Below are 21,214 nucleotides of genomic sequence, written 5' to 3'. Positions count from 1 at the left end.
TGGCTCCGACGTTGGCACGCCTGACCGACAATTCCCCGCAACGCGCTCGGCGTGTCCCGAAAGTGGATGCTGAATCGGTGCCGCGCGGTCGCTTGGCGAACATTTGGTCCAGTCAAGACCGGCATTCTGGTCGCCCATGGGGTGTGTTCGACCCGCGTGAGCGGCCAGGGCCCGGTCGGCCGGTAAACCTCCATCTGACTATTCGATCATGATTTGGGGTGTTCAATGCATACTTTTCCGACAGCTCATGCCGATGCGGGGACCGGCCCGAGGCCGTGGCACCCTTGGAGGGTGAATCTCGCCGACTCAGCGTTCCTGCGCGCCTGCCGCCGCCAGCCCGTCCCGCACACCCCGGTGTGGTTCATGCGGCAGGCCGGCCGGTCGCTGCCCGAATACCACAAGGTCCGCGGGGGCGTGCCGATGCTCCAGGCGTGCGCCACGCCCGACCTCGTCGTCGAGATCACCATGCAGCCGGTCCGCCGCTACGGCGTCGACGCGGCCGTCTTCTACAGCGACATCGTCGTGCCGCTCAAGGCCATCGGCGTCGACCTCGACATCAAGCCCGGCGTCGGGCCGGTCGTCGCCCAGCCGATCCGCGACGAGGCGGGCCTCGGCGCGCTGCGCCCGCTGGAGCCCGACGACGTCCCCTACGTCACCGAGGCGATCCGGGCGCTGACCGGCGAGCTCGGCGGCACGCCGCTCATCGGCTTCGCCGGCGCGCCGTTCACGCTCGGCTCCTACCTCATCGAGGGCGGCCCGTCCCGCCACCACGACCACACCAAGGCCATGATGTACGGCGAGCCGCGCCTGTGGCACGCGCTGATGGACCGCCTGGCCGGCATCGTCCTCGCCCACCTGCGCCTCCAGGTCGAGGCGGGCGCCTCGGCCGTCCAGCTCTTCGACTCCTGGGTGGGCGCCGTCGCCCCCGCCGACTACCGCGAGTACGTGCTGCCCTACACGCGCCGCATCTTCGAGGGCCTGGCCGACCTCGGCGTGCCCCGCATCCACTTCGGCGTCGGCACCGGCGAGCTGCTCGGCCTGCTCGGCGAGGCGGGCGCCGACGTGGTCGGCGTCGACTGGCGGGTGCCGCTCGACGAGGCGGCCCGCCGGGTCGGGCCCGGCAAGGCGCTGCAGGGCAACCTCGACCCGGCGATCCTGCTCGCCCCGTGGGAGGCGGTCGAGCGCAAGGCCCGCGAGGTGCTGCGGGAGGGGCGGCAGGCCGAGGGGCACGTGTTCAACCTCGGGCACGGCGTGCTGCCCTCCACCGACCCCGACCAGCTCAAGCGGCTGACCGACCTGGTCCACGAGTCCTGACCGGCGCTCACGACTCCGCGGGCGCCTCGGGCCCCGCGGGCGGTGCGGCGTCCTCCGGCCGGGCGGACGGGGCGGCGTCCTCCGGCCGGGCGGACGGTGCGGCGCCTTCCGGCCGGGCGGGCGGGGTGGCACGTCGGCGGCCGGCGCGGCGCGCCAGGAGGACGACCAGCGCGACCACCGGCGCCACGAGCAGCAGCCAGGGCAGCAGCACGCCCAGCACGGTGAGCGCCACCTTCGCGAACGACACCAGCGCCCGCCAGCCCGTCGCCAGCCCGCCGAGGAAGCCCGGCGGGTCCTCCGACGGCGGCTCGACCACCGTGACCGGGCCGACCACGGCGAGCGTGAGCGTGGCCATGCTCACCTGAGCCGCCAGCTCCTTCTGCTGCGCCTGCAGCGACTCCAGGTCCGCCTCGCGGGCCGCGATCTCCCGCTCCACCTCCAGCACCTGGCCGATCGTGTTCGCCTTCTTCAGCAGCGTGCGCAGCGAGTCCAGCGCCTGCTGGGCCGACCTGAGGCGGCTGTTGACGTCGGCCACCTGCATGGTGACGTCCTCGGTGCCCTGGTTGAGCGAGAGCTGCTTGCCGAGGTCCCGGCCCAGGCTCGCCAGCACCTCCGCGTACCGCGCCGGCGGGATCTTGAACTCCAGTTCGGCGCTGCCGTCGCCGCCGTCGGACGCGTTCGTCTGCTCCTTCGCCAGGTAGCCGCCCGCGCCGGTGACGATCTGCTTGGCCTTCTGGACGGCGGCCGTGACCTCCTTGGCCCGCACCGTCATCCTGGCGACGTAGACGACCTGCCGCTCCTGGGCGGTGACTGTGACGTCCGAGGCGATGTTCTTGCCGGCCGTCCGGCCGCCCTCGTCGCGGGCCCCCTCCTGGGCCCCGTCCAGGGCCTTGGCCCGGACACTCGACTTCGCGGCGCCGTCCGCGGCCACGGCCGGGGCGTCCGCCGGGGCCTGGAGGGACTGCGTGCTCGCCGTCCCGCCGCCGCCACAGCCCGTCAGGCCGGTCAGCAACAGGGCCGCGCACGCGGCCGACAGCGCCGTGCCGTACTGGAATCTCCTCATGCCCTTGTGACGGATCGCGTCCGGGAGGGGTTTGATCGGATCCGTCACGGTACGGTCACGTGCTCGCGTCGGCGACGAACCTCCCCAGGAGCCGGCGACCGGGCCGGAGCCGGCGGCGCCCGGCCGCATCGGTCCGCGCCCCGGGCGGCCGGGCGGACCGCGGAGACGGTACCGTCTGGAGGCGTGGAACGGAATCGGGCGCACGTGGTCGTCGTCGGCGGCGGGATCTCCGGTCTGGCCGCGGCCTGGCACCTTGGCCAGGCGGGCGGCGATCGCATCAGGGTGACGGTCCTCGAAGGCGGCCCCCGCGTCGGCGGCAAGCTGCACGCCTCCGAGGTCGCCGGGATCAGCGTCGACGCGGGAGCCGAGGCCGTCCTGGCCCGGCGGCCCGAGGGCACGGAGCTGGCCAAGGCGGTGGGGCTCGGCGACGACCTGGTCAGCCCCAGCTCGGCGCGGGCCGCCGTGCTCAGCCGGGGCTCGCTGCGGACCATGCCCAAGGCCCAGGTCATGGGCGTGCCCGCCGACCTCACCGAGCTGGCGAAGTCCGGCATCGTCTCGCCCGGCGGGCTGCTGCGGGTGCCGATGGACCAGATCCTGCCGCCCACCCTCGTCCGCACCGACGTGTCCGTGGCCGCCTACATCCGCGCCCGCATGGGCGGCGAGGTGCTCGACCGGCTCGTCGAGCCGCTGCTCGGCGGCGTCTACGCGGGCCGCTCCGACCGGCTGTCGCTGGAGGCGACCATGCCCCGGGTGGCCGCCGCCGCCCGTTCCGAGCGGTCGCTGCTCAACGCCGCCCGGCAGATCGTCGAGGAGGCGCCCAGCGCCGGCGGGCCCGTGTTCGCCACCCTGCGCGGCGGCCTCGGCAGCCTGCCCGAGGCGGTCGCCAAGGCGTCGGAGGCGGAGATCCGCACCGGCGTGACCGTGCGCGAGCTGCACCGCACCGCCGAGGGCTGGCGGCTGGTGACCGGCCCCGTGCCGCGGCCCGAGGTGGTCGAGGCCGACGCCGTGATCGTCGCCACGCCCGCCACCGCTGCCGCCCGCCTGCTCAAGACCGAGGTGCCCAAGGCGGCGGCCGAGCTGTCGCGCATCGAGTACGCCAGCATGGCCATCGTCACGCTCGCCTACGCCGCCGAGGCGTTCCCCGAGCCGCCCGGCCGGAGCGGCTACCTGGTGCCGCCCGTCGAGGGCAGGCCGGTCAAGGCCGTCACGTTCAGCTCCGTCAAGTGGCCCCACCTGGCCGGTGACGGCCTCGTGCTGCTGCGCTGCTCCATCGGCCGCGTCGGCGAGGAGCACCTGCTCCAGCGCGACGACACCGAGCTGGTCGCGCTCGCCATGGCCGAGATGGCCGAGGTCATGGGCGTGCGCGGGCTTCCCCTCGACACCCGGGTCACCCGCTGGGGCGGCTCCCTGCCCCAGTACAACGTGGGCCACCTCGACCGGGTCGCCCGCGTCCGCGCCGCCGTCGCCGTGCAGCCCGGGCTCGCGGTGTGCGGGGCCGCCTACGACGGTCTCGGCGTCCCGGCCTGCGTGGCCACGGCCCGCACGGCCGCCGCCCGGATTCTGGACCACCTGTCCCTGCGGGGAGAATAGGGGCATGACAGAGGGCGCACCGCGGCTCAAGGCCCGCGATCTCAACCAGGTGATCCGCTACACGATGTGGTCCGTCTTCAAGGCGTCCGGGCCCCTGCCCGCCGACCGCGAGGGCATCGGCGCGGAGGTCGGCGAACTGCTGGAGCAGGCTGCGCTGAAGGACGTGGTCACCCGCGGCGTCTACGACGTGGCCGGGTTCCGCGCCGACGCCGACTACATGTTCTGGTGGCACGCCCCCACCCCCGAGGACCTGCAGGACGTCTACTCCCGCTTCCGCCGCACCGAGCTCGGCCGCCACAGCGAGCCGGTCTGGTCGGCCATGGCGCTGCACCGTCCGGCCGAGTTCAACAAGTCGCACATCCCCGCGTTCCTCGCCGAGGAGCAGCCCCGGGCGTACGTGAGCGTCTACCCGTTCGTCCGCTCCCTGGAGTGGTACCTGCTGGAGGACTCCGAGCGGCGGGCCATGCTGGCCGAGCACGGGCAGATGGCCCGCGGCTACCCCGACGTGCGGGCCAACACGGTCGCCTGCTTCGCGCTCAACGACTACGAGTGGATGCTCGCCTTCGAGGCCGACGAGCTGCACCGCATCGTCGACCTCATGCGCGAGCTGCGCGCCGCCCAGGCCCGGCGGCACACCCGCCTGGAGATCCCGTTCTACACCGGCGCCCGCAAGCCGATCAGCGAGCTGGTCGCCGCGCTGCCGTAACGGTCAAGGGGAAGTTGGCGATCCCCCTGCATTGATCTACCTGCTTTGTCAGACTCGGGGCTGACGGTGGGTTGTCACGTTCCAGGGGGGCGCCTTGACCATGGGCTGGGGCAGGCACGGAAGGCATCCGTACGGTGACGGTCCGTGGGAGGAGCTCCCGCCGGGGCTGTTGCCCGAGGACCTTCCGTACGGCGACGATGAGGCGGTGGCCAGGGCGTGGGACCGCCTCGTCGTGGGGTGGGGGCGCGGAGCGGGCGCGGCGGGGGAGGGGTGGCCCGGAGCGGGCGGTGCGCCCGGCTCGGAGGGGGACGCGGCGACCGTGCCGTCCCGGCACCCGTTCGACGAGACCGGGCGACATGACCAGGATGGGCGACATGGCCAGGCTGGGGGGCACGACGAGGCCGGGCCACGCGACCAGGCTGGGGGACGCGACGAGGCCGGGCCACGCGACCAGGCTGGGGGACGCGACGAGGCCGGGCCACGCGACCAGGCCGCGCCGCCCGACCAGGCCAGACGGCGCGACCAGGCTGAGAGACATGGCCGGGCTGGGGGGCACGACGAGGCCGGGCCACGCGACCAGGCCGGGCTACACGACGAGGCTGGGCGACACGACCAGGCCGCGCCACGCGACCAGGCCGGGCGGCACGATCAGGCTGGGCGTCATGAGAGGCGTGCGACTGGCCGGATCGCCCGCCGTGTCGCACGGCGGGTCAGCCGTCGGGCCGGTCAGCGCGGCGGTCAGCGGCGCGAGAGGCCGGGGTGGGCACGGTGGCGCGCCGGTGAGGGCGCGCACGCGGCAGACGGCGGACGCGCGAGTGAGGGCGGGCTCCGGTCAGGGCGTGGGGCTGGGAGTGAGGGCGGCCTCCGGTCAGGGCGTGGGGTTGGGAGTGAGGGCGGGCACGCGCGGCCGGCCGGGGCGCGAGGGCGGCGGGGCGTGGCGCGCAGGGCGTGGCTGGTGTGGGTGTCGGCCGGTTCGGTGGTGCTGGCGGGCGGGGTGACCCTGCTCGGCGGCGGGCCTCTCGACGGCGTCCTCGCCACGGCCGGGGAGGGCGGCAGGGGCGACGGTGACCGAGGGGCCGCGCCCGGCGTGAGCCGTACCGCGGCCCGAGCCCTGAGCCCGGAGACGGGCGACGCCCCGCACGGGGCGACCCCCGGCTACGGCCCGCATGGCGCCACGCCGGGCTACGGTCCGCGCGACGCGACGCCCGGCTATGGCCCGTACGGCGCGACGCCGGGCGACGGCGGGCTCGCGCGACCCGAGGCCCGTTCGACCGCCTACATGGCGCCCCCTCCCGCGGCCCCGCGGGGGCATGGCGCATCCGACCGGCCCGCCGCCGACCCGGCGACCGGCTCCACGGCGGACCGGGCGGACCCGGCGGGCGGCTCCACGGCGGACCCGGCGGACCCGGCGGCCGGCGCCCTCGCCCGCCCGGCGGCCACCTCCACCTCTCGTTCGGCGCCCCGTCCGGCCTCCCCCTCGGCCGCCAGGACACCGGCGACCCGGCCGTCCGCCGCCACACCCCCGGACGGAGGGGCCCGCAGCGCCGCCGCGGCAGCCGAGCCGGGCGGCACCGCGACGACCGCTCAGAGCGCGACCGAGTACTTCCGCGCCCGATGGGGCTCCGGGGACGACGCGGCGCACCACCTGACGGACATCCGCACCATCGGCGGCTATCTCCGCATCTACACGGACCTGCCCGAGTCGGCCGCCAACTCCGCCACCGCCCTGACCCTCTGCTACCGGGGCCTCGAATACCTCCGCCGCACGGGCGCGGCGCACCCCGTGGTGTTCGTCCAGGCGAGGTTCGGCGAGAACGGCAACCCGGTGCTGGCCAACATCCTGGGCCCCGGCGACGCGAGCTGCCGCGTCACCCACCCCGACCCAAACTGAAACAGCCGATCCCGGACGCCGGTCCGGGTCAGCGGGCGCCGGCCCGGGTCAGCGGACGCGGACGCGGGTCTTCCAGCACACCCGGCAGCGCTGCGTGACGACCCGGCCGATGGCCTCGACCGTCACCCAGCGGTGACGCAGATGCGCAAGGGTCACCACGCGCTCCTACCCGTGCCGCGCGAGCGGTACGCGCCGTCGCCGCCCGGTCAATCCTTGGGCTGGAGCCGCAACGACACGGAGTTGATGCAGTAGCGGTCGTCGGTCGGCGTGGGGTAGCCCTCGCCGTGGAAGACGTGGCCGAGATGCGAGTCGCACCGGGCGCACCGCACCTCGGTGCGGACCATGCCGAGGCTGCGGTCCTCGATCAGCCGCACGGCGTCCGAGTCCGACGGCGCGAAGAAGCTCGGCCAGCCGCAGTGCGACTCGAACTTGGTGTCCGACCGGAACAGCTCGGCGCCGCACGCGCGGCAGGAGTACACGCCCTCGGTCTTGGTGTCGACGTACTCCCCGGTGAACGGCCGCTCGGTGCCGGCCTCCCGGAGGACGTGGAACTCCTCGGGGGAGAGCTGGACCCGCCACTCGGCTTCGCTCTTGACGACCTTGTCCATGTGTCCAGCGTACGAGATGCGGCAAAAAGAGATCTCCGTTGGGGGAAGCATCCGTTCTGGGGGGTATTCGCGTCTTTGTAGGCAAGGGGGTGTCATCGCCTCCTGCTCAGGGTGGGATCACTCGCTGATCGCCCGAGCGGCACAGCCCACGCCCGTGCTGGCGCCGCGCGGTGCGGTCCGCGCTTGTCCGGGCGGCGCGCCAGCGCCCGTACGAGCCGCGCACGCGGGTGATCTTGAGGTCCGTCCCGTCGAGCCCTCGGTCCCGCCACCGAGGCGGGCTCCGGGACGGACCCGCCCACCTGAGGGTTCGCGGGCTTTGTCGGTCGCCCGGGGTAGGTTCGGTGGCATGGCATCGCCGTACATTGAGCTCCAGGTGGGGGAGCGGACCGTCAAGGTCACCAACCCCGACAAGGTGTACTTCCCGGAGATCGGGGTCACCAAGCGCGAGCTGGTCGAGTACTACGTGAGCGTCGGCGACGGCGTGCTGCGGGCGCTGCGTGACCGCCCGACCAACCTCAAGCGCCATCCCGACGGCATCCACACCGACGCGATCTACCAGAAGCGGATGCCCCCGAAGCACCCCGACTGGCTGCGGACCGTGACGGTCACCTTCCCCAGCGGGCGCACGGCCGACTCGCTGCGGGTGACCGAGGTCGCCGCCGTCGCCTACTGCGCCAACCTCGGCACGGTCGACTTCCACCCGTGGCAGGTGCGCGCCGCCGACGTGGAGCACCCCGACGAGCTGCGCGTCGACCTCGACCCGCAACCGGGGCTCGGCTTCGACGCGGCGCGCCGGGCCGCCTACCTGACCCGCGAGGTGCTCGCCGACCTCGGCATGACGGGGTTCGTGAAGACCTCCGGCAACCGCGGCGTGCACATCGCGGTCCGCATCGAGCCGCGCTGGGACTTCGTGCAGGTGCGGCACGCGGGCATCGCGCTCGCGCGGGCGGTCGAGGAGCGCGCCCCCGACCTCGTCACCACCGCGTGGTGGAAGGAGGAGCGGGGCGAGCGGGTGTTCATCGACTTCAACCAGAACGCCCGCGACCGCACGGTCGTCAGCGCCTACTCGGTGCGGGCCCGGCCCGCCGCCACCGTCTCGGCGCCGCTGACCTGGGAGGAGCTGGAGGACGCCGACCCGGCCGACTTCGACGTGCGCACCATGCCGGCCCGCTTCGCCAAGCTGGGCGACGTGCACGCGGCCATCGACGACCGGGCGTACTCGATCGAGCCCCTCCTGGAGCGGTACGCCGAGGACGGCCGGGGCGACATGCCGTACCCGCCGAACTACCCGAAGATGCCCGGCGAGCCGCGGCGCGTGCAGCCCAGCAAGGCGCGTCCCGGCGGCGACTGACCGCGGCGGGCGCCCGGCCCGCGCGGCGAGCGCCGTTCCGCACGGCCGGCCCCCTCCGTCCGCCGGGGCGTTCGGGCTCCACCGGCCGTGCGGCCTTTCCGTCGCGCCCGGGCGTGCGGGCGCGTGCCTGGAAGGTAACCCGGCGTCCGGGATTACGGAGGCTTGCCTGGGTTGAGAGACCTTCTACCGAGAAGGACAAACTTCTCCCCACCGGTGGGGTTATCTCCTCCCGGGAGGGTCAGGAGTCGCCGAACTCCAGGCGCAGCGCCCGGGTGAAGTCCTCGACCGCCTCCTCGTGGCGCTCCAGGTCCTGGAAGATCTCGCCGCGCACCCGGAACGCCCAGACGTACTCGGGGTCCAGCTCGATCGCCCGGTCCAGGTCGCGCAGGGCCGCCTCGTCGTCGCCCAGCTCGCTCAGCACCGCGCCCCGGCTGCCCAGCGCCCGGTCGTTGTCCGGGTCCAGCTCGATCGCGCGGTTCAGGTCCGCCAGGGCCTCGTCGTAGCGGTCGATCATGCGGTACGCCTCGCCGCGCCTGCTGAGCGCCCGCGCGTAGCCGGGGTCCGCCCGGAGCGCGCGAGTGTAGTCGTCGATGGCCTCGGCGTAGAGCTGGAAGCGCTGGTACAGCTCGGCCCGGGCCAGCCACGGGTACGCCTGGTCCTGGTTGAGCGCGATCATGCGGGCGTGCACGTCCAGGGCGTCGGCCATGCGGCCGAGGTCGGCCAGGGCGTCGGCCTTGCCCTCCAGCACCCAGAACGACTCGGGCGTCAGCGTCAGCGCGTGGTCGAAGTCGGTCAGCGCCTCCTCCAGCCGGCCCAGCGCCGCGTACACCTGGCCGCGCGAGCCCAGGGCGTAGGCGCTGTCCGGCTCCAGGCGCAGCGCCTCGTCGAAGTCGGACAGGGCCGCCTCGAACCGCTCGACCAGCCGATGGCTCTCACCCCGCAGCCGCCACGCGCGGGCGCTGTCCGGATCCAGGGCGATCGCCTCGGTCAGGTCCGCGATGGCCGCGTCGTGGCGCGACAACGCCATGTAGGACTCGGCCCGGCTGCGCAGCACGGACGCCCGCGAGCGCGCCGCCTCCTCCGACAGCTCCGGGGGCGCCGGTAAGCCCGGGGCCGTGGCGCCCGTCCCGGTGGGCTCGCCGCCGATCTCCTCGCTGATGATCCCCTCGCTCATGGCCGGGAATCTATCTGACTACATCTGAATGACGGCGGCCTTTTCCCGGGTGTACTCCAGGACACCGTCGTGCCCGTACCCGCTGTCCTTCACGCCGCCGAACGGCAGGCCCGGAGGCATCTGCCGGAACGTGTTCACCCACACGGTCCCGGTCCGCAGATCCCGGACGAACCGGTGGGCCCGTCCCAGGTCACGCGTCCAGACGCCGGCCGCCAGCCCGTACGGGGAGTCGTTGGCGACGCGCAGCGCCTCCTCCTCCGTCTCGAACGGGATCGCCACCGCGACCGGGCCGAAGATCTCCTCCTGGCAGACGCGCAGCCCGTTGTCCGTGGTCGTGTAGAGCGTGGGCGACACCCAGTAGCCGCCGGGCAGGTGCGGCACCACCTCGGCGCCCCTCCTGCCGCCGAAGACCAGCTCGGCGCCCTCCTTCTCGGCCAGGTCCAGGTACGAGGTGACCCGCTCGTACTGGCCGCGCGAGACGATCGGCCCCATCGTGGTGTCCAGGTCGAGCGGGTCGTCGAGGACCAGGCCGGACGCGACGCGCTCCATCCGCTCCAGCATCTCGTCCCAGATCGAGCGGTGGATCAGCATCCGGGAGCCGGCCACGCAGACCTGTCCCGCGTTGCCGGTGTAGACGGAGTTCACGGTCAGGCCCTGGGTGGCGGCGTCGAGGTCGGCGTCGGGGAAGACGATGTTCGGGGACTTGCCGCCCAGCTCGAACGTCATCGGCTTGAGCGCGTCGGCCGAGGCGCGGGTGATGACCTGGGCGGTGGCCGTGGAGCCGGTCAGGCTGATCTTGTGCACGCCGCGGTGCCGTACGAGGGCGTCGCCGACCTCCTCGCCCACGCCGCTGACGATGTTGAGCACGCCGGGCGGGAGCACCTCGGCCAGCAGCTCGCCCAGCCGCAGCACCGACACGCTCGCCTGCTCGGCCGGCTTGACGATCACGGTGTTGCCCGCCGCCAGGGCGTAGGCGGCCTTGGCGGAGAACGTGGAGATCGGGGAGTTCCACGGGATGACGCACAGCGCCACGCCGTACGGCTCGCGCCGGGTCATCCCGAGCGTGTCGGGGCCCAGGATGACGGTGTCGCCCCGGACGGCGTCCAGGCACTGGCCCGCGGCGAGCTGCCACAGGTGCGCCATGCCGGGCAGGTCCCTGGTGAGGGTGTCGCGCAGGATCCGGCCGTTGTCGCGGGTCTCCAGACGGGCCAGCTCCTCGGCGTGCTCGGTGAAGACGGCGCCCACGCGGCGCAGGACGTGCGCGCGGGCCAGGGCGGGCAGGGCCGCCCAGCGGGGGAACGCCTGGCCCGCCGCCTCCACGGCCGCCTCGGCGTCCCGGGGGCCGCTCGCGGGGACGCGGGCCCACACCTCCCCGGTGGCGGGGTTGACGGAGTCCATGGTCCTGCCGTCGGCCGCGGGGACCAGCCGGCCGCCGATGAGGTTGCGATAGTCGTTCACCTGACCAAGCATATGCTTGCTTGAGTACGGGTGCCAGCGGGAGCGGCCGTCAGCGGGCCGTCCCCGTGGACGGCGGCCAGCCGGCGGCCTGCACGAAGTGGACGTCGTAGCGCTCCTGGACCGGCAGCAGGCCGTCGAAGGGCTCCAGGCCGTGCTGGACCCGCCCGAGCCGCCGGAAGTAGCCGAGCCGGTCGACGCCCGGTGTCAGCACGGCCAGCAGGTCGGTCCGCCCCCGGCGCCTGCCCCTGCCCGACCGGCACCCGGCGGCGGGTCGCGCCGAGATCGGGCTCCACGACCTGGCCGACCTCCCCCTCCGGCTGTCACCCCGCGAGGACAACCCGCCCTTCCACCACCTGATCGCCGACGCCTGCCGGGCGGCCGGGATCGCCCCGCCGCCCGGTCCGCCCTTCACGACGTTGCAGGAGACCCTGACCGACATCGGCGTCGCCGACCCCTCCTGGACGGTCTTCTACGAGGTGGCCGGCCTGCCGGACGTCCCCCGGGTGGCGGTCCGGCCGCTCGCCGGGGCCTCGGTGACCACCTCGCTGGCCGTCCTCCCGGGCACGCCCCCGCCCGCCGTCCGCCACCTTCTGCACGCCCTGACCCGGGTCGCCTGACCCCGCCGCCCGGCGCGCCGGGACCGCACTAGGATCAAGGGCATGGAGCTGGCGCCGGGGGTCCACGTCGCGTTCACCGACCGCCACGGGGGCGTGAGCGCGCCGCCGTACGCGTCGCGCAACCTCGGCGGCATGGTCGGCGACGACCCCGAGGCCGTGCGCGCCAACCGCGCGGGCGTGGCCGCCGAGCTGGGCGTGCGGGCCGTGGTGTTCATGCGCCAGGTCCACAGCGCCGACGTCGCGTACGTGAGCGAGCCCTTCGGCGACGACCCGCCCCCGCTGGACGGCGTCTTCACCACCGAGCCCCGCCTCGCCCTGGCCGCCCTCGGCGCCGACTGCCCGGCCGTGCTGGTGGGCGACCCCGAGGCGCGGATGGTGGGGGCCGCCCACTCCGGCCGCCCCGGCACCGAGGCGGGCGTGGCCACGGCGCTCGTGGAGGCCATGAGCGCCAAGGGCGCGACGCCCGGGCGGATGACGGCGATCGTCGGGCCCGGCGCGTGCGGCCGTTGCTACGAGGTGCCGGCCGAGCTGCGCGAGCGCGTCGCCTCCCGGGTGCCCGCCACCTGGTCCACGACCTCCTGGGACACCCCGGCGCTCGACCTGCGCGCCGGCATCGAGGCGCAGCTGCGCGCCGCGGGCGTGACGGACGTGCGCCACGACGCGCGCTGCACGATCGAGTCGCGGGAGCTCTACTCCCACCGCCGCGAGCAGCCCGGCGGCCGCTTCGCCGGCCTCATCTGGCTGGCCTAGCCATACCCGACCGGCCGCCCACGAGCCCGGCCACTCGCGAGCCTGGCCGTCCGCGAGCCTGGCCGTCCGCGAGCCCGGCCGCCCGGGCGTCTCAGGCGCGGCAGCGCGGGTACGCCTCAGGGGCCCGACAGGGCGGGAGCGGCGCGCAGGACGTCGCGCGCCAGCCCCAGGTCGCCCTCCAGCTCCGCCGCGAACGACTCCGGCTCGCCCCGGCCGCCCAGCAGGAAGCAGAACTCCACCACGTCCGCCGTGATCCGCGCCTGCGGCTCCCGCGCCCCGGTGTCGGCGACGCCGAGGGGAACGTGCCACTCGCCGCCGCCGGGCCCCGTCAGCGTGAGGTGCAGCGCCCGGCCGGCGCCGTCGAGCCCCGACAGCAGCATCGTCCACGGCAGCAGCCGCGCGCACAGGTCAGCCGTCGGGTGGATGTGCTCCGGCACCGGGTGCGGCAGCCGCACCCCGGCCGCCCGGGCGGCGTCGTCGGCGTGGATCCACGTCTCCAGGGCCCGGGCCAGCGCGTGGTCGCGCACCGCCGTCTCCATGCCGTCGAGCGTCGCCGGCGCCTCGGGCGCGAGCGCGGCGAGATGCCGGCACAGCGCGTCGGCCTGGGCGCGCCAGTCGCGCCGCGTCTGCTCCGGGCTGCGGGCCCGCTCGTGCGCCTGCACGTCGGCCGTACGGCCCAGCGCGTCGGAGGCCGTGATCGGCGGCCCGAGGACCGGGGCGCCCACCGCGGCGGCGAGCAGCCCGTCCTTGGCGGCGAGATGGGCGACGAGCTCCTGCAGGTTCCAGCCCTCCACCACGACGCGCGACCAGTCGTCGTCGCCGGCCGAGGCGAGCAGGGCATCCATGGCCGCCACCCGCCCCGCGTACGGCCGGGCCCAGGCGGCGGTGGGGGCGGCCGGGCGGCGCCGGGCGCGGGCGCCGGCGAGCAGCTGCGGCCGCAGCGAGCCGGCCGGCACCTCGGCGTCCGCCGCCAGCGCGTCCAGGTAGAGACGGTCCACCGGCTCCATCACACCTCCTCCTCTGCCAGGGCGTCGGCCAGGCGCCGCAGCGCCAGCCGGATCCGTGACTTGGCCGTGCCCTCCGGCACGCCCAGCTCCTCGGCCACCTGCCGGTAGGTCCGGCCACCGTAGTAGGCCAGCTCCACCGCCTGTCTCAGGCCGTCGGGCAGCGCCGTGACCGCCCGCCGCACCCGTTCGGCCTCGTCGGCGGCGAGCACCGTCTCCTCCAGCCGCGGGGGCGGCGGCTCGACCAGCCGGGGGCCCAGCGTGGAGACCCGGCGGCGCTCCTCGGCCCGCACGTGGTCGACCGCGCGGCGGTGGGCGATCGTGGCCAGCCACGCCCGCAGCGTGCCCCGGCCGGGGTCGTAGGCGAGGGGACGCTCCCAGAAGATCAGGAACACCTCCTGCGTGATGTCCTCGGCGATCACCCGGTCCCTGGTGACGCGCAGCGACAGACCGAAGATCAGCGCGGAGAGGCGGTCGTAGACCTCTCCGAGTGCGGCCTCGTCGCCGCCGACCACCCGCTGGTGCAGCAGGCGGTCGTCGTCCGGCGCCTCCACTGGCACCACGCTCCCGACGATCTCCCGATGATCCGGACTGAGGCGGCCGGTGCGCCGCGACCCGAGCATGCCATCATTCGCCGCGGAACGTGAGCCGGACGAACCCGGCCGGACCCGGTGCCCCGGCTCCGGCCAGGGGAGGGACGAGCTCACGGTAGGGTCGTAAGTCCACCAACGAGAGGGAGGAACCGTCATGGCAACCACCCGCACCGCCACCACGCAGTGGAAGGGCGCCCTGCTCGACGGCTCGGGCACCGTGTCGCTCGACACGTCCGGCGTCGGCACGTTCGAGGTCTCCTGGCCCTCGCGCGCCGAGGCGGCCAACGGCAAGACCTCCCCTGAGGAGCTCATCGCCGCGGCCCACTCCTCCTGCTTCTCGATGGCGCTCTCCCACGGTCTGGCCGGCGCCGGCACGCCGCCCGAGTCGCTGCGCACCAGCGCCGACGTGACCTTCCAGCCGGGCGAGGGCATCACCGGCATCGTCCTCACCGTGCAGGGCCAGGTGCCCGGCATCACGGCCGAGCAGTTCCAGGAGGCCGCCGAGACGGCCAAGGCCAACTGCCCGGTGAGCAAGGCCCTCGCGGGCACGACGATCACCCTGAACGCCCAGCTCGTCTAGCGAGAACGTGATCGCGATCGCTCTGGCGTGATCGCGGTCGCGTGCGACAATCGAGTCACATGCGAGATGTCTGGCCGGGCGAGCCGTACCCACTCGGCGCTACCTGGAATGGCGTGGGCACCGGATTCTCGGTGTTCTCCGAGGTGGCCGAGCGGGTAGAGCTGTGCCTCTTCCACGATGACGGGTCCGAGGAACGCGTCGACCTGCCGGAGGTCGACGGGTTCGTCTGGCATGGCCACCTTCCGGGGATCATGCCGGGACAGCGCTACGGCTACCGCGTCCACGGGCCCTACGAGCCGTCCCGCGGCCACCGCTGCAATCCGGCCAAACTGCTGCTCGACCCCTACGCCAAGGCCATCGACGGCGACCTGACCTGGAACGAGGCGCTGTTCTCCTACGAGTTCACCGACCCGGCCCGGCTCAACCTGACCGACAGCGCCCCCTTCATGCCGAAGAACGTGGTGGTCAACCCGTTCTTCGAGTGGGGCAACGACCGGCCGCCGCGCATCCCGTACCACCAGACGGTGATCTACGAGGCGCACGTGCGCGGCCTGACCATGCGGCACCCGGCGGTGCCGGAGCCGCTGCGCGGCACCTACGCGGGCGTGGCGCACCCGGCGATCATCGACCACCTGCTGTCGCTCGGCGTGACGGCGGTCGAGCTGATGCCGGTCCACCACTTCATGCCCGAGCACTTCCTGGTGGCCCGCGGGCTGACCAACTACTGGGGCTACAACACGGCGGCCTACCTCGCGCCCCACGGCCGCTACTCCAGCGCCGGCACGCGCGGCGAGCAGGTGCTGGAGTTCAAGGCCATGGTGCGGGCGCTGCACGAGGCGGGCATCGAGGTGATCCTCGACGTGGTCTACAACCACACCGCCGAGGGCGACCACATGGGCCCGACGCTCGGCTTCCGCGGCATCGACAACTCGGCCTACTACCGGCTGCACGACGGCGACCGCCGCTACTACCTCGACTACACCGGCTGCGGCAACTCCCTCAACGTCCGCTCGCCGCACGCCCTCCAGCTCATCATGGACTCCCTGCGCTACTGGGTGCTGGAGATGCACGTCGACGGCTTCCGCTTCGACCTGGCCTCCGCGCTGGCCCGCGAGCTGCACGACGTCGACCGGCTGAGCGCGTTCTTCGACCTCATCCAGCAGGACCCGGTGATCTCGCAGGTCAAGCTCATCGCCGAGCCGTGGGACGTCGGGCCCGGCGGCTACCAGGTGGGCAACTTCCCGCCGCTGTGGACCGAGTGGAACGGCAAGTACCGCGACATCGTGCGCGACTTCTGGCGGGGCACGAACTCGGCGCTGCCCGAGTTCGCCTCGCGGCTGACCGGCTCGGCCGACCTGTACGCCACCTCCGGGCGCCGGCCGGTGGCCTCCATCAACTTCGTCACCTGCCACGACGGGTTCACCCTCGCCGACCTGGTCTCCTACGACCGCAAGCACAACCTCGACAACGGCGAGGACAACCGCGACGGCACCGACGACAACCGCTCCTGGAACTGCGGCGCCGAAGGGCCGGTCGAGGACCCCGAGATCGTCCGGCTCCGCCACCGGCAGCGCCGCAACTTCCTGACCACGCTGTTCCTGTCGCAGGGCGTGCCGATGCTGTCGCACGGCGACGAGATCGGCCGCACCCAGCGCGGCAACAACAACGCCTACTGCCAGGACAACGAGATCGCCTGGATCGACTGGTCGCTGGTGCACACCGAGACCGACCTGCTGGAGTTCGTCCGGATGCTGTCGCGGCTGCGGCGCGACCACCCGGTCTTCCAGCGCCGCCGCTTCTTCCACGGCCGTGACTCCGAGGACGGCCGGCGCGACCTGGTGTGGCTCACGCCGGCCGGGCGGGAGATGACGGCCGGCGACTGGCACACCGGCTACGCCAAGTCGCTGACGGTCTACCTCAACGGCGAGGGCATCACCGAGCCGGGCCCGCGCGGCGAGCGCATCGTGGACGACTCGTTCCTGCTGCTCGTCAACGCCCATCACGAGGACATGACGTTCAAGCTGCCGGGCGAGGAGTACGGCGCGACCTGGCTGCCGGTGCTCGACACCAGCTACGAGCCGCGCCAGGACGAGCCGTTCCCGGACGAGGCCCGGCAGCCGGGCTCGCTGGTGGCCGTGACCTCGCGCTCCATCCAGGTGCTGCGCCAGCCGCAGGGCTCCTGAGCCGGCCGCCCGCGGCCGGGCGGTCAGTGGCCCGTCAGGGCCGCGGTGACCAGCGCCAGCGCGAACGTGACGACCCCGCCGAGGCCGTGCAGCGCCACGGCCAGCACGGGGAAGCGGCGCTCGGCGCCCCTGGCGTGCCGCCCGCCGCCGAGCCAGCGGGTGAACATGACGAAGCCCAGCAGGGCGGCCAGCGCCAGCACCCCGAAGGCGGTCCACGCGAGCGCCGCGGACCCGGTCAGCAGGTACCCGAGCCAGCAGGCCAGCGCCCCGGCGGCCAGCGTCGGATGGGAGAAGACCAGCGCGGCCGGGAAGCGGGTGACCTTGGTGGCCTGCTGCCGCAGGCCGCCGCCCGACAGCCACACGTACAGCAGGTACGCCCCGGCGATCGCGGTGCAGATCCATGTCACGGCAGTGGCGAGCCCCACCCGGGCCTCCTTCGGTCCCCGACCCCAGACGACACGTTAGGCGCATTACTCCACGTATGCCATTCGTTACGCCAAAGTGCGATGTCTCGGGCAAAGGCCGCCGTCGCGGCTGGTTGTCGGAGGCGTGTGCCAAGGTAGAGGAGTGCGTCGCATCTACCCGGACATACAGGACGATCCACCCATCGAGCTGGCCTACGCCTATCCGCCCGGCCGGCCGTGGCTGCGCGTCAACATGGTCGCCAGCGCCGACGGCGCCTCCTGGATGAACGGGCTGTCGGGCGGGCTGTCGAGCAAGGGCGACCGGCGGATCTTCGGCGTGCTGCGGGGGCTCGCCGACGTCGTCGTCGCCGGTGCCGCCACCGTGCGCGCCGAGGGCTACGGCCCCGCCCGGCCGCGCGAGTCGTGGCGGCCGCTGCGCGAGGGGCGGCCCGAGACGCCGCCCGTCGCCGTCGTCAGCCGCAGCCTCGACCTCGACCTCGACGGCCCGCTGTTCACCGAGGCGCTCTCCCGCACGATCGTCGTCACCTGCGCCTCCGCGCCGGCCGACCGCCTCGCCGCGGCCAAGTCCGTCGCCGACGTCGTCGTCGCGGGCGAGGAGACGGTGGACATGGAGACGGCCGTGCGCGAGCTGCACGAGCGGGGGCTGACCCGGGTGCTGTGCGAGGGCGGGCCGCGGCTCAACGCCCAGCTCGCCGCGGCCGGGCTGCTCGACGAGCTGTGCCTGACGATCAGCCCGCTGCTGCTCGGCGGGGGCGCGGCGCGCATCCTGAACGGCGAGGCGGCGCTCGTCGGCCTCCGCCTCGGCCAGGTCCTGGAGGAAGACGGCGTGCTGTTCTGCCGGTACACGAGGGAGCCGAACCATGACTGACCCCACCGACCTCCCGGCCGCCGCCCCCGGGCCCGAGGCCGAGCCGGAGCCGGTGCCCGACCTGCCGGTCCGGCCGCCCGTGGCGCCCATGCTGGCCAAGCCCGTCAAGGCCATGCCCAAGCAGGACGGCACCCTGTTCTACGAGCCCAAGTGGGACGGCTTCCGCTGCATCGTCTTCCGCGACGGCGACGAGGTCTACCTCGGCAGCCGCAACGAGCGGCCGTTCACCCGCTACTTCCCGGAGCTGGTCGAGGCGGTCAAGGCCGAGCTGCCCGAACGCGTCGTGGTCGACGGCGAGATCGTGCTGCCGCGCGGCTCCCAGCTCGACTTCGACGCGCTCCAGCAGCGCATCCACCCGGCCGCCTCGCGGGTCAGGATGCTGGCCGAGCAGACGCCCGCCTCGTTCGTCGCCTTCGACCTGCTGGCGCTCGGCGACGAGTCGTACCTCGACCTGCCCTTCGCCGAGCGCCGCGCCCGCCTGGAGGCAATCTTCGGCCGGGCCGGCCACTCGGTGCGGCTCACGCCGGTCACGCGCGACGACGGGCAGGCGGGGGAGTGGTTCGAGATGTTCGAGGGGGCGGGGCTCGACGGCATCATCGTCAAGCCCGGCGACCAGCCCTACGTCCCCGACAAGCGCACCATGTTCAAGGTCAAGCACGAGCGCACGGCCGACGTCGTGGTGGCCGGCTACCGCGAGCACAAGACCGGGCCGATCGTCGGCTCGCTGCTGCTCGGCCTGTACGGGCCCGACGGGCGGCTGCACCACGTGGGCGTGGCCGCCTCGTTCCCGATGGCGCGCCGGGCCGAGCTGGTGGAGGAGCTCAAGCCGTACGTCGCCGACCTCGGCGAGCACCCGTGGGGGCACTGGGCCGAGCAGGCGGCGGCCACCGTCGGCCAGCCGGCGGCCGGGCCGGCCACGGGCGGGCAGCGGGTCCCCGGCGCGATCTCGCGGTGGAGCGCGAAGAAGGACCTGTCGTTCATCCCGCTGCGGCCCGAGCTGGTCATCGAGGTGGCCTACGACCAGATGGAGGGCGACCGGTTCCGGCACACCGCCCACTGGCGCCGCGCCCGGCCCGACCGCACGCCCGAGTCGTGCACGTACGAGCAGCTGGAGCGGCCGGTCTCGTACAACCTGGACGACATCCTGGCCCGCTGAGTCGCGGCTGTGCCTTGCTGGGGCGGACACAACGCGCTATATCTCGACATATGAGCACCGGTGATGAGCTCCGTGCCGCCGTGGCCGCCCGCCGCGACCTCGGCCCGGACTTCGAGGACGCCCTGATCGAGTCGTTCCTCGACAAGATGGGCAAGGAGGTCGAGCGGCGGGTGGACGAGCGGCTGGCCGCCGTCCCGAAGGCCGAGGACCTGGCCGGACAGGCCAAGGCCGCCTACGGCCAGCGGCTCGCGCTCGCGATCGTCTCGCTGAGCCTGGGCACCGTGGCGACGATCGCGCTGAGCCTCTCGGACACCTCCGCGTGGGTCGTCCTGGGGATCTGGTTCGCGATCGTCGCGGTCAACGGCATCTTCGGCACCGAACGCCGCCCCTGACCCGGCGCCGGCCGGCGCCGGGCGTCAGGCGTCCGGGGTGAGCTTGCGTCAGGCGTCCGGAGTGAGTTTGCGTCAGGCGTCCGGAGTGAGCTTGGCGCGGGCCTCGGTGACGAGGTCGCGGGCATAGTCGTCGTCGCTCTCGGCCAGCACCCGCTCGACGCCCCGCGCCGCCCGGGAGTCCCCGCGCTCGGCCAGGCCGCGCGTGGCCTCGGCGACCGTCCGCAGGTCCGTGTCGTCCAGGCGGGCCGCCAGCGCCTCGCGCAGCTCCGGCGTGTCGGCCTCCAGCGAGGCCAGGCCCGAGGTGGCCCAGTCGCGCACCTCCTCGTCGTCGTCGCGGGTCATGGCGACGAGCAGGGCCAGCCCCTCGGCGTGGTCCGGCGGCAGCACGTCGGCCAGCGCGATCGCGTCGGTCATCGTCCGCCGGTGCCCCGGCCGGTTGACGATGTCGAGCACCTGCGGCAGCGCGCGCGGGTCGCCCTGGTGGCCGAGGGCCGACAGCACCGACCTGAGCACCTGCGGGTCGCTCTCCGTGGTGGCCATCCGCTGCAGCAGCGGCAGCGTGCGCTCCAGGTACGGCTTGCCGCCGTCCTCGCCCACGCCGAACTGGGCGATCGCGTCCACGCCGAACTCCCGCTCCCGGGCGTCCTCGCTCGCGCACAGCCGGGCCAGCGCCTCGTAGGTCTCCTCGTCGCCCCGCCGCCCCAGCGCGTCGGCCACGATCCACCAGGTCTCGGCGTCCTCGTCGGTGTCGCGGTGCGCCAGCGCCCGCGCGACCAGCCGGTCCACCGGCGCGTGCACGCCGGTGGCCTCCTCCAGCAGCGTGGCGATCGCCGCGTGCCCGCGCTGCGCCTGCACCTGCTCGCTCTGCGAGCCGTCGGCGGAGCGGCCCGCCACGGTCACCAGCTCGGTGCCGTCCTTGGCGAACTGCCGGGCCACCACGTACTCCCAGTCGTCCTGCCCGATCTGGTCGAGCAGCGCGCTCTCCAGGTGCACGCCCACCCAGTCGGCCGCCACGTCGAGCGGGGTGTCGCCGTCGCCGTCGTACTTGGCCGCGTCGGCGCCGCTGTCCAGCAGCGCCCGCACCACGCCGAGGGCGCCGCGCCGGGCGGCGAGCGTGAGCGCCGTGTCACCGTCGTCGTTCGTGACGTCCACCTCGGCCCCGGCCTCCACCAGCAGCCGGACGGTGTCGGCGTGGCCGTTGGCCGCGGCCCACAGCAGCGCGGTCCAGCCGCCCTCCTCGCGGCCGTTGACGTCGGCCCCGGCGGCCAGCAGCGCCTGGGCGGCCTCGACCCGGTCCCACGCGGCCGCCGCGCACAGCGGCAGCCCCTCGTCCTCTCCCTCGCTCGGCCGGTTGGGGTCGGCGCCCCCGGCGAGCAGCTCGCTCACGGTCTCCGACTCGCCGTTCAACGCGGCCCGGTAGAGCTTCTCCTCATGCATGCAACGGACACTAGCCCAGCTCAACCCCCACCCCGGACCGCCGTCGCCGGGCAC

The 21,214-nt window shown here is 74.2% G+C and carries 22 protein-coding genes; 12 read left to right on the top strand and 10 right to left on the bottom strand.

Going from position 1 to position 21,214, the window contains the following annotated elements; all coding sequences use genetic code 11:
• The first annotated feature begins 291 nt into the window (after positions 1–291).
• Complete coding sequence (gene hemE, locus HT134_RS21725) at positions 292–1,314, top strand: uroporphyrinogen decarboxylase (protein WP_312888311.1); 1,023 nt, start codon at positions 292–294, stop codon at positions 1,312–1,314.
• Between the two features lie 7 nt (positions 1,315–1,321).
• Here hemE and HT134_RS21720 read toward each other — a convergent pair whose 3' ends face one another.
• Positions 1,322–2,377 (bottom strand): DUF4349 domain-containing protein, encoded by a 1,056-nt coding sequence (locus HT134_RS21720; protein WP_175602292.1) that lies wholly within the window; start codon positions 2,375–2,377, stop codon positions 1,322–1,324.
• A 183-nt stretch (positions 2,378–2,560) separates the two neighbouring features.
• Between HT134_RS21720 and hemG the strand changes: the two genes are divergently transcribed.
• Both hemG and hemQ read left to right on the top strand, forming a co-directional pair.
• The gene (hemG, locus tag HT134_RS21715; protein WP_175602291.1) at positions 2,561–3,967 is read left to right on the top strand and encodes a protoporphyrinogen oxidase; all 1,407 of its coding nucleotides are present in this window, start codon (positions 2,561–2,563) and stop codon (positions 3,965–3,967) included.
• 4 nt (positions 3,968–3,971) lie between these two features.
• Complete coding sequence (gene hemQ, locus HT134_RS21710) at positions 3,972–4,673, top strand: hydrogen peroxide-dependent heme synthase (RefSeq protein WP_175602290.1); 702 nt, start codon at positions 3,972–3,974, stop codon at positions 4,671–4,673.
• A gap of 586 nt (positions 4,674–5,259) precedes the next feature.
• Here hemQ and HT134_RS21705 read toward each other — a convergent pair.
• Complete coding sequence (locus HT134_RS21705; RefSeq protein WP_175602289.1) at positions 5,260–5,466, bottom strand: hypothetical protein; 207 nt, start codon at positions 5,464–5,466, stop codon at positions 5,260–5,262.
• A gap of 141 nt (positions 5,467–5,607) precedes the next feature.
• Between HT134_RS21705 and HT134_RS21700 the strand changes: the two genes are divergently transcribed.
• Positions 5,608–6,564, top strand: a complete 957-nt coding sequence (locus HT134_RS21700) for a hypothetical protein (protein ID WP_175602288.1) — start codon at positions 5,608–5,610, stop codon at positions 6,562–6,564.
• Between the two features lie 206 nt (positions 6,565–6,770).
• Here the strand turns inward: HT134_RS21700 and msrB are convergent, their stop codons facing one another.
• On the bottom strand, positions 6,771–7,172 hold the full coding sequence (gene msrB, locus HT134_RS21695; RefSeq protein WP_175602287.1) for a peptide-methionine (R)-S-oxide reductase MsrB: 402 nt from the start codon (positions 7,170–7,172) through the stop codon (positions 6,771–6,773).
• A gap of 346 nt (positions 7,173–7,518) precedes the next feature.
• Here msrB and ligD point away from each other — a divergent pair, with 346 nt between their 5' ends.
• Positions 7,519–8,523, top strand: a complete 1,005-nt coding sequence (gene ligD / locus HT134_RS21690) for a non-homologous end-joining DNA ligase (protein WP_175602286.1) — start codon at positions 7,519–7,521, stop codon at positions 8,521–8,523.
• Positions 8,524–8,761: 238 nt separating this feature from the next.
• On the opposite strand, the gene HT134_RS21685 is transcribed toward ligD, so the two are convergent.
• Genes HT134_RS21685 through HT134_RS21675 form a run of 3 tightly spaced genes read right to left on the bottom strand, consistent with a single transcriptional unit; the run spans position 8,762 to position 11,567 of the window.
• Positions 8,762–9,697 (bottom strand): tetratricopeptide repeat protein, encoded by a 936-nt coding sequence (locus HT134_RS21685; RefSeq protein ID WP_175602285.1) that lies wholly within the window; start codon positions 9,695–9,697, stop codon positions 8,762–8,764.
• Between the two features lie 18 nt (positions 9,698–9,715).
• Positions 9,716–11,155: an aldehyde dehydrogenase family protein gene (locus tag HT134_RS21680; protein ID WP_312888309.1), complete on the bottom strand. Its 1,440-nt coding sequence runs from the start codon at positions 11,153–11,155 to the stop codon at positions 9,716–9,718.
• A 49-nt stretch (positions 11,156–11,204) separates the two neighbouring features.
• A complete protein-coding gene (locus HT134_RS21675) occupies positions 11,205–11,567 on the bottom strand; it encodes a hypothetical protein (RefSeq protein WP_175602283.1) in 363 nt (120 codons plus the stop codon).
• On the opposite strand from HT134_RS21675, the gene HT134_RS45785 reads away from it, so the two are divergent.
• Both HT134_RS45785 and pgeF read left to right on the top strand, forming a co-directional pair.
• Entirely contained in the window at positions 11,452–11,772 is a 321-nt protein-coding gene (locus tag HT134_RS45785) for a hypothetical protein (RefSeq protein ID WP_246365033.1), read from the top strand. The two genes, HT134_RS21675 and HT134_RS45785, sit on opposite strands and share 116 nt — an antisense overlap.
• Positions 11,773–11,814: 42 nt before the next feature.
• Positions 11,815–12,522, top strand: coding sequence for a peptidoglycan editing factor PgeF (gene pgeF, locus HT134_RS21665; protein ID WP_175602281.1), 708 nt, complete (start codon positions 11,815–11,817; stop codon positions 12,520–12,522).
• A gap of 116 nt (positions 12,523–12,638) precedes the next feature.
• Here the strand turns inward: pgeF and HT134_RS21660 are convergent, their stop codons facing one another.
• Both HT134_RS21660 and HT134_RS21655 read right to left on the bottom strand, forming a co-directional pair.
• Positions 12,639–13,529 (bottom strand): maleylpyruvate isomerase family mycothiol-dependent enzyme, encoded by an 891-nt coding sequence (locus HT134_RS21660; RefSeq protein WP_175602280.1) that lies wholly within the window; start codon positions 13,527–13,529, stop codon positions 12,639–12,641.
• Positions 13,529–14,089 carry a sigma-70 family RNA polymerase sigma factor gene (locus HT134_RS21655; RefSeq protein ID WP_217708197.1) on the bottom strand — a complete coding sequence of 187 codons (561 nt, stop codon included), beginning with the start codon at positions 14,087–14,089 and terminating at the stop codon, positions 13,529–13,531. Before HT134_RS21655 ends, HT134_RS21660 begins: the two co-directional genes overlap by 1 nt.
• Positions 14,090–14,273: 184 nt before the next feature.
• On the opposite strand from HT134_RS21655, the gene HT134_RS21650 reads away from it, so the two are divergent.
• Both HT134_RS21650 and glgX read left to right on the top strand, forming a co-directional pair.
• Complete coding sequence (locus HT134_RS21650) at positions 14,274–14,699, top strand: OsmC family protein (RefSeq protein ID WP_175602278.1); 426 nt, start codon at positions 14,274–14,276, stop codon at positions 14,697–14,699.
• 59 nt (positions 14,700–14,758) lie between these two features.
• Positions 14,759–16,882 carry a glycogen debranching protein GlgX gene (glgX, locus tag HT134_RS21645; protein ID WP_175602277.1) on the top strand — a complete coding sequence of 708 codons (2,124 nt, stop codon included), beginning with the start codon at positions 14,759–14,761 and terminating at the stop codon, positions 16,880–16,882.
• 23 nt (positions 16,883–16,905) lie between these two features.
• On the opposite strand, the gene HT134_RS21640 is transcribed toward glgX, so the two are convergent.
• Entirely contained in the window at positions 16,906–17,307 is a 402-nt protein-coding gene (locus HT134_RS21640) for a hypothetical protein (RefSeq protein WP_175602276.1), read from the bottom strand.
• Between the two features lie 142 nt (positions 17,308–17,449).
• On the opposite strand from HT134_RS21640, the gene HT134_RS21635 reads away from it, so the two are divergent.
• The 3 genes from HT134_RS21635 to HT134_RS21625 are packed head-to-tail and all read left to right on the top strand — an operon-like array spanning position 17,450 to position 19,723.
• Complete coding sequence (locus tag HT134_RS21635) at positions 17,450–18,175, top strand: pyrimidine reductase family protein (protein WP_175602275.1); 726 nt, start codon at positions 17,450–17,452, stop codon at positions 18,173–18,175.
• Positions 18,168–19,331 (top strand): ATP-dependent DNA ligase, encoded by a 1,164-nt coding sequence (locus HT134_RS21630; RefSeq protein ID WP_175602274.1) that lies wholly within the window; start codon positions 18,168–18,170, stop codon positions 19,329–19,331. Before HT134_RS21635 ends, HT134_RS21630 begins: the two co-directional genes overlap by 8 nt.
• A gap of 50 nt (positions 19,332–19,381) precedes the next feature.
• Positions 19,382–19,723 (top strand): hypothetical protein, encoded by a 342-nt coding sequence (locus HT134_RS21625; protein WP_175602273.1) that lies wholly within the window; start codon positions 19,382–19,384, stop codon positions 19,721–19,723.
• Between the two features lie 72 nt (positions 19,724–19,795).
• Here the strand turns inward: HT134_RS21625 and HT134_RS21620 are convergent, their stop codons facing one another.
• Positions 19,796–21,160: an ankyrin repeat domain-containing protein gene (locus HT134_RS21620; RefSeq protein WP_246364956.1), complete on the bottom strand. Its 1,365-nt coding sequence runs from the start codon at positions 21,158–21,160 to the stop codon at positions 19,796–19,798.
• Positions 21,161–21,214: the final 54 nt, after the last annotated feature.

The sequence above is a fragment of the Nonomuraea rhodomycinica genome (assembly GCF_013363995.1).
Taxonomy (GTDB): domain Bacteria; phylum Actinomycetota; class Actinomycetes; order Streptosporangiales; family Streptosporangiaceae; genus Nonomuraea; species Nonomuraea rhodomycinica.
Note: the sequence above shows the minus strand (reverse complement) of the source record. Positions and strands in the feature narration are given on the sequence as shown.

Bases quoted from the DNA above. Each gene is read 5' to 3' on its own strand.
- HT134_RS21630 (WP_175602274.1), top strand. From the start codon at position 18,168: ATGACTGACCCCACCGACCTCCCGGCCGCCGCCCCCGGGCCCGAGGCC.
- HT134_RS21660 (WP_175602280.1), bottom strand. From the start codon at position 13,529: ATGGAGCCGGTGGACCGTCTCTACCTGGACGCGCTGGCGGCGGACGCC.
- msrB (WP_175602287.1), bottom strand. From the start codon at position 7,172: ATGGACAAGGTCGTCAAGAGCGAAGCCGAGTGGCGGGTCCAGCTCTCC.
- HT134_RS21650 (WP_175602278.1), top strand. From the start codon at position 14,274: ATGGCAACCACCCGCACCGCCACCACGCAGTGGAAGGGCGCCCTGCTC.
- HT134_RS21720 (WP_175602292.1), bottom strand. From the start codon at position 2,377: ATGAGGAGATTCCAGTACGGCACGGCGCTGTCGGCCGCGTGCGCGGCC.
- hemQ (WP_175602290.1), top strand. From the start codon at position 3,972: ATGACAGAGGGCGCACCGCGGCTCAAGGCCCGCGATCTCAACCAGGTG.
- HT134_RS21685 (WP_175602285.1), bottom strand. From the start codon at position 9,697: ATGAGCGAGGGGATCATCAGCGAGGAGATCGGCGGCGAGCCCACCGGG.
- glgX (WP_175602277.1), top strand. From the start codon at position 14,759: ATGCGAGATGTCTGGCCGGGCGAGCCGTACCCACTCGGCGCTACCTGG.
- ligD (WP_175602286.1), top strand. From the start codon at position 7,519: ATGGCATCGCCGTACATTGAGCTCCAGGTGGGGGAGCGGACCGTCAAG.
- HT134_RS21620 (WP_246364956.1), bottom strand. From the start codon at position 21,160: ATGCATGAGGAGAAGCTCTACCGGGCCGCGTTGAACGGCGAGTCGGAG.
- pgeF (WP_175602281.1), top strand. From the start codon at position 11,815: ATGGAGCTGGCGCCGGGGGTCCACGTCGCGTTCACCGACCGCCACGGG.
- HT134_RS21625 (WP_175602273.1), top strand. From the start codon at position 19,382: ATGAGCACCGGTGATGAGCTCCGTGCCGCCGTGGCCGCCCGCCGCGAC.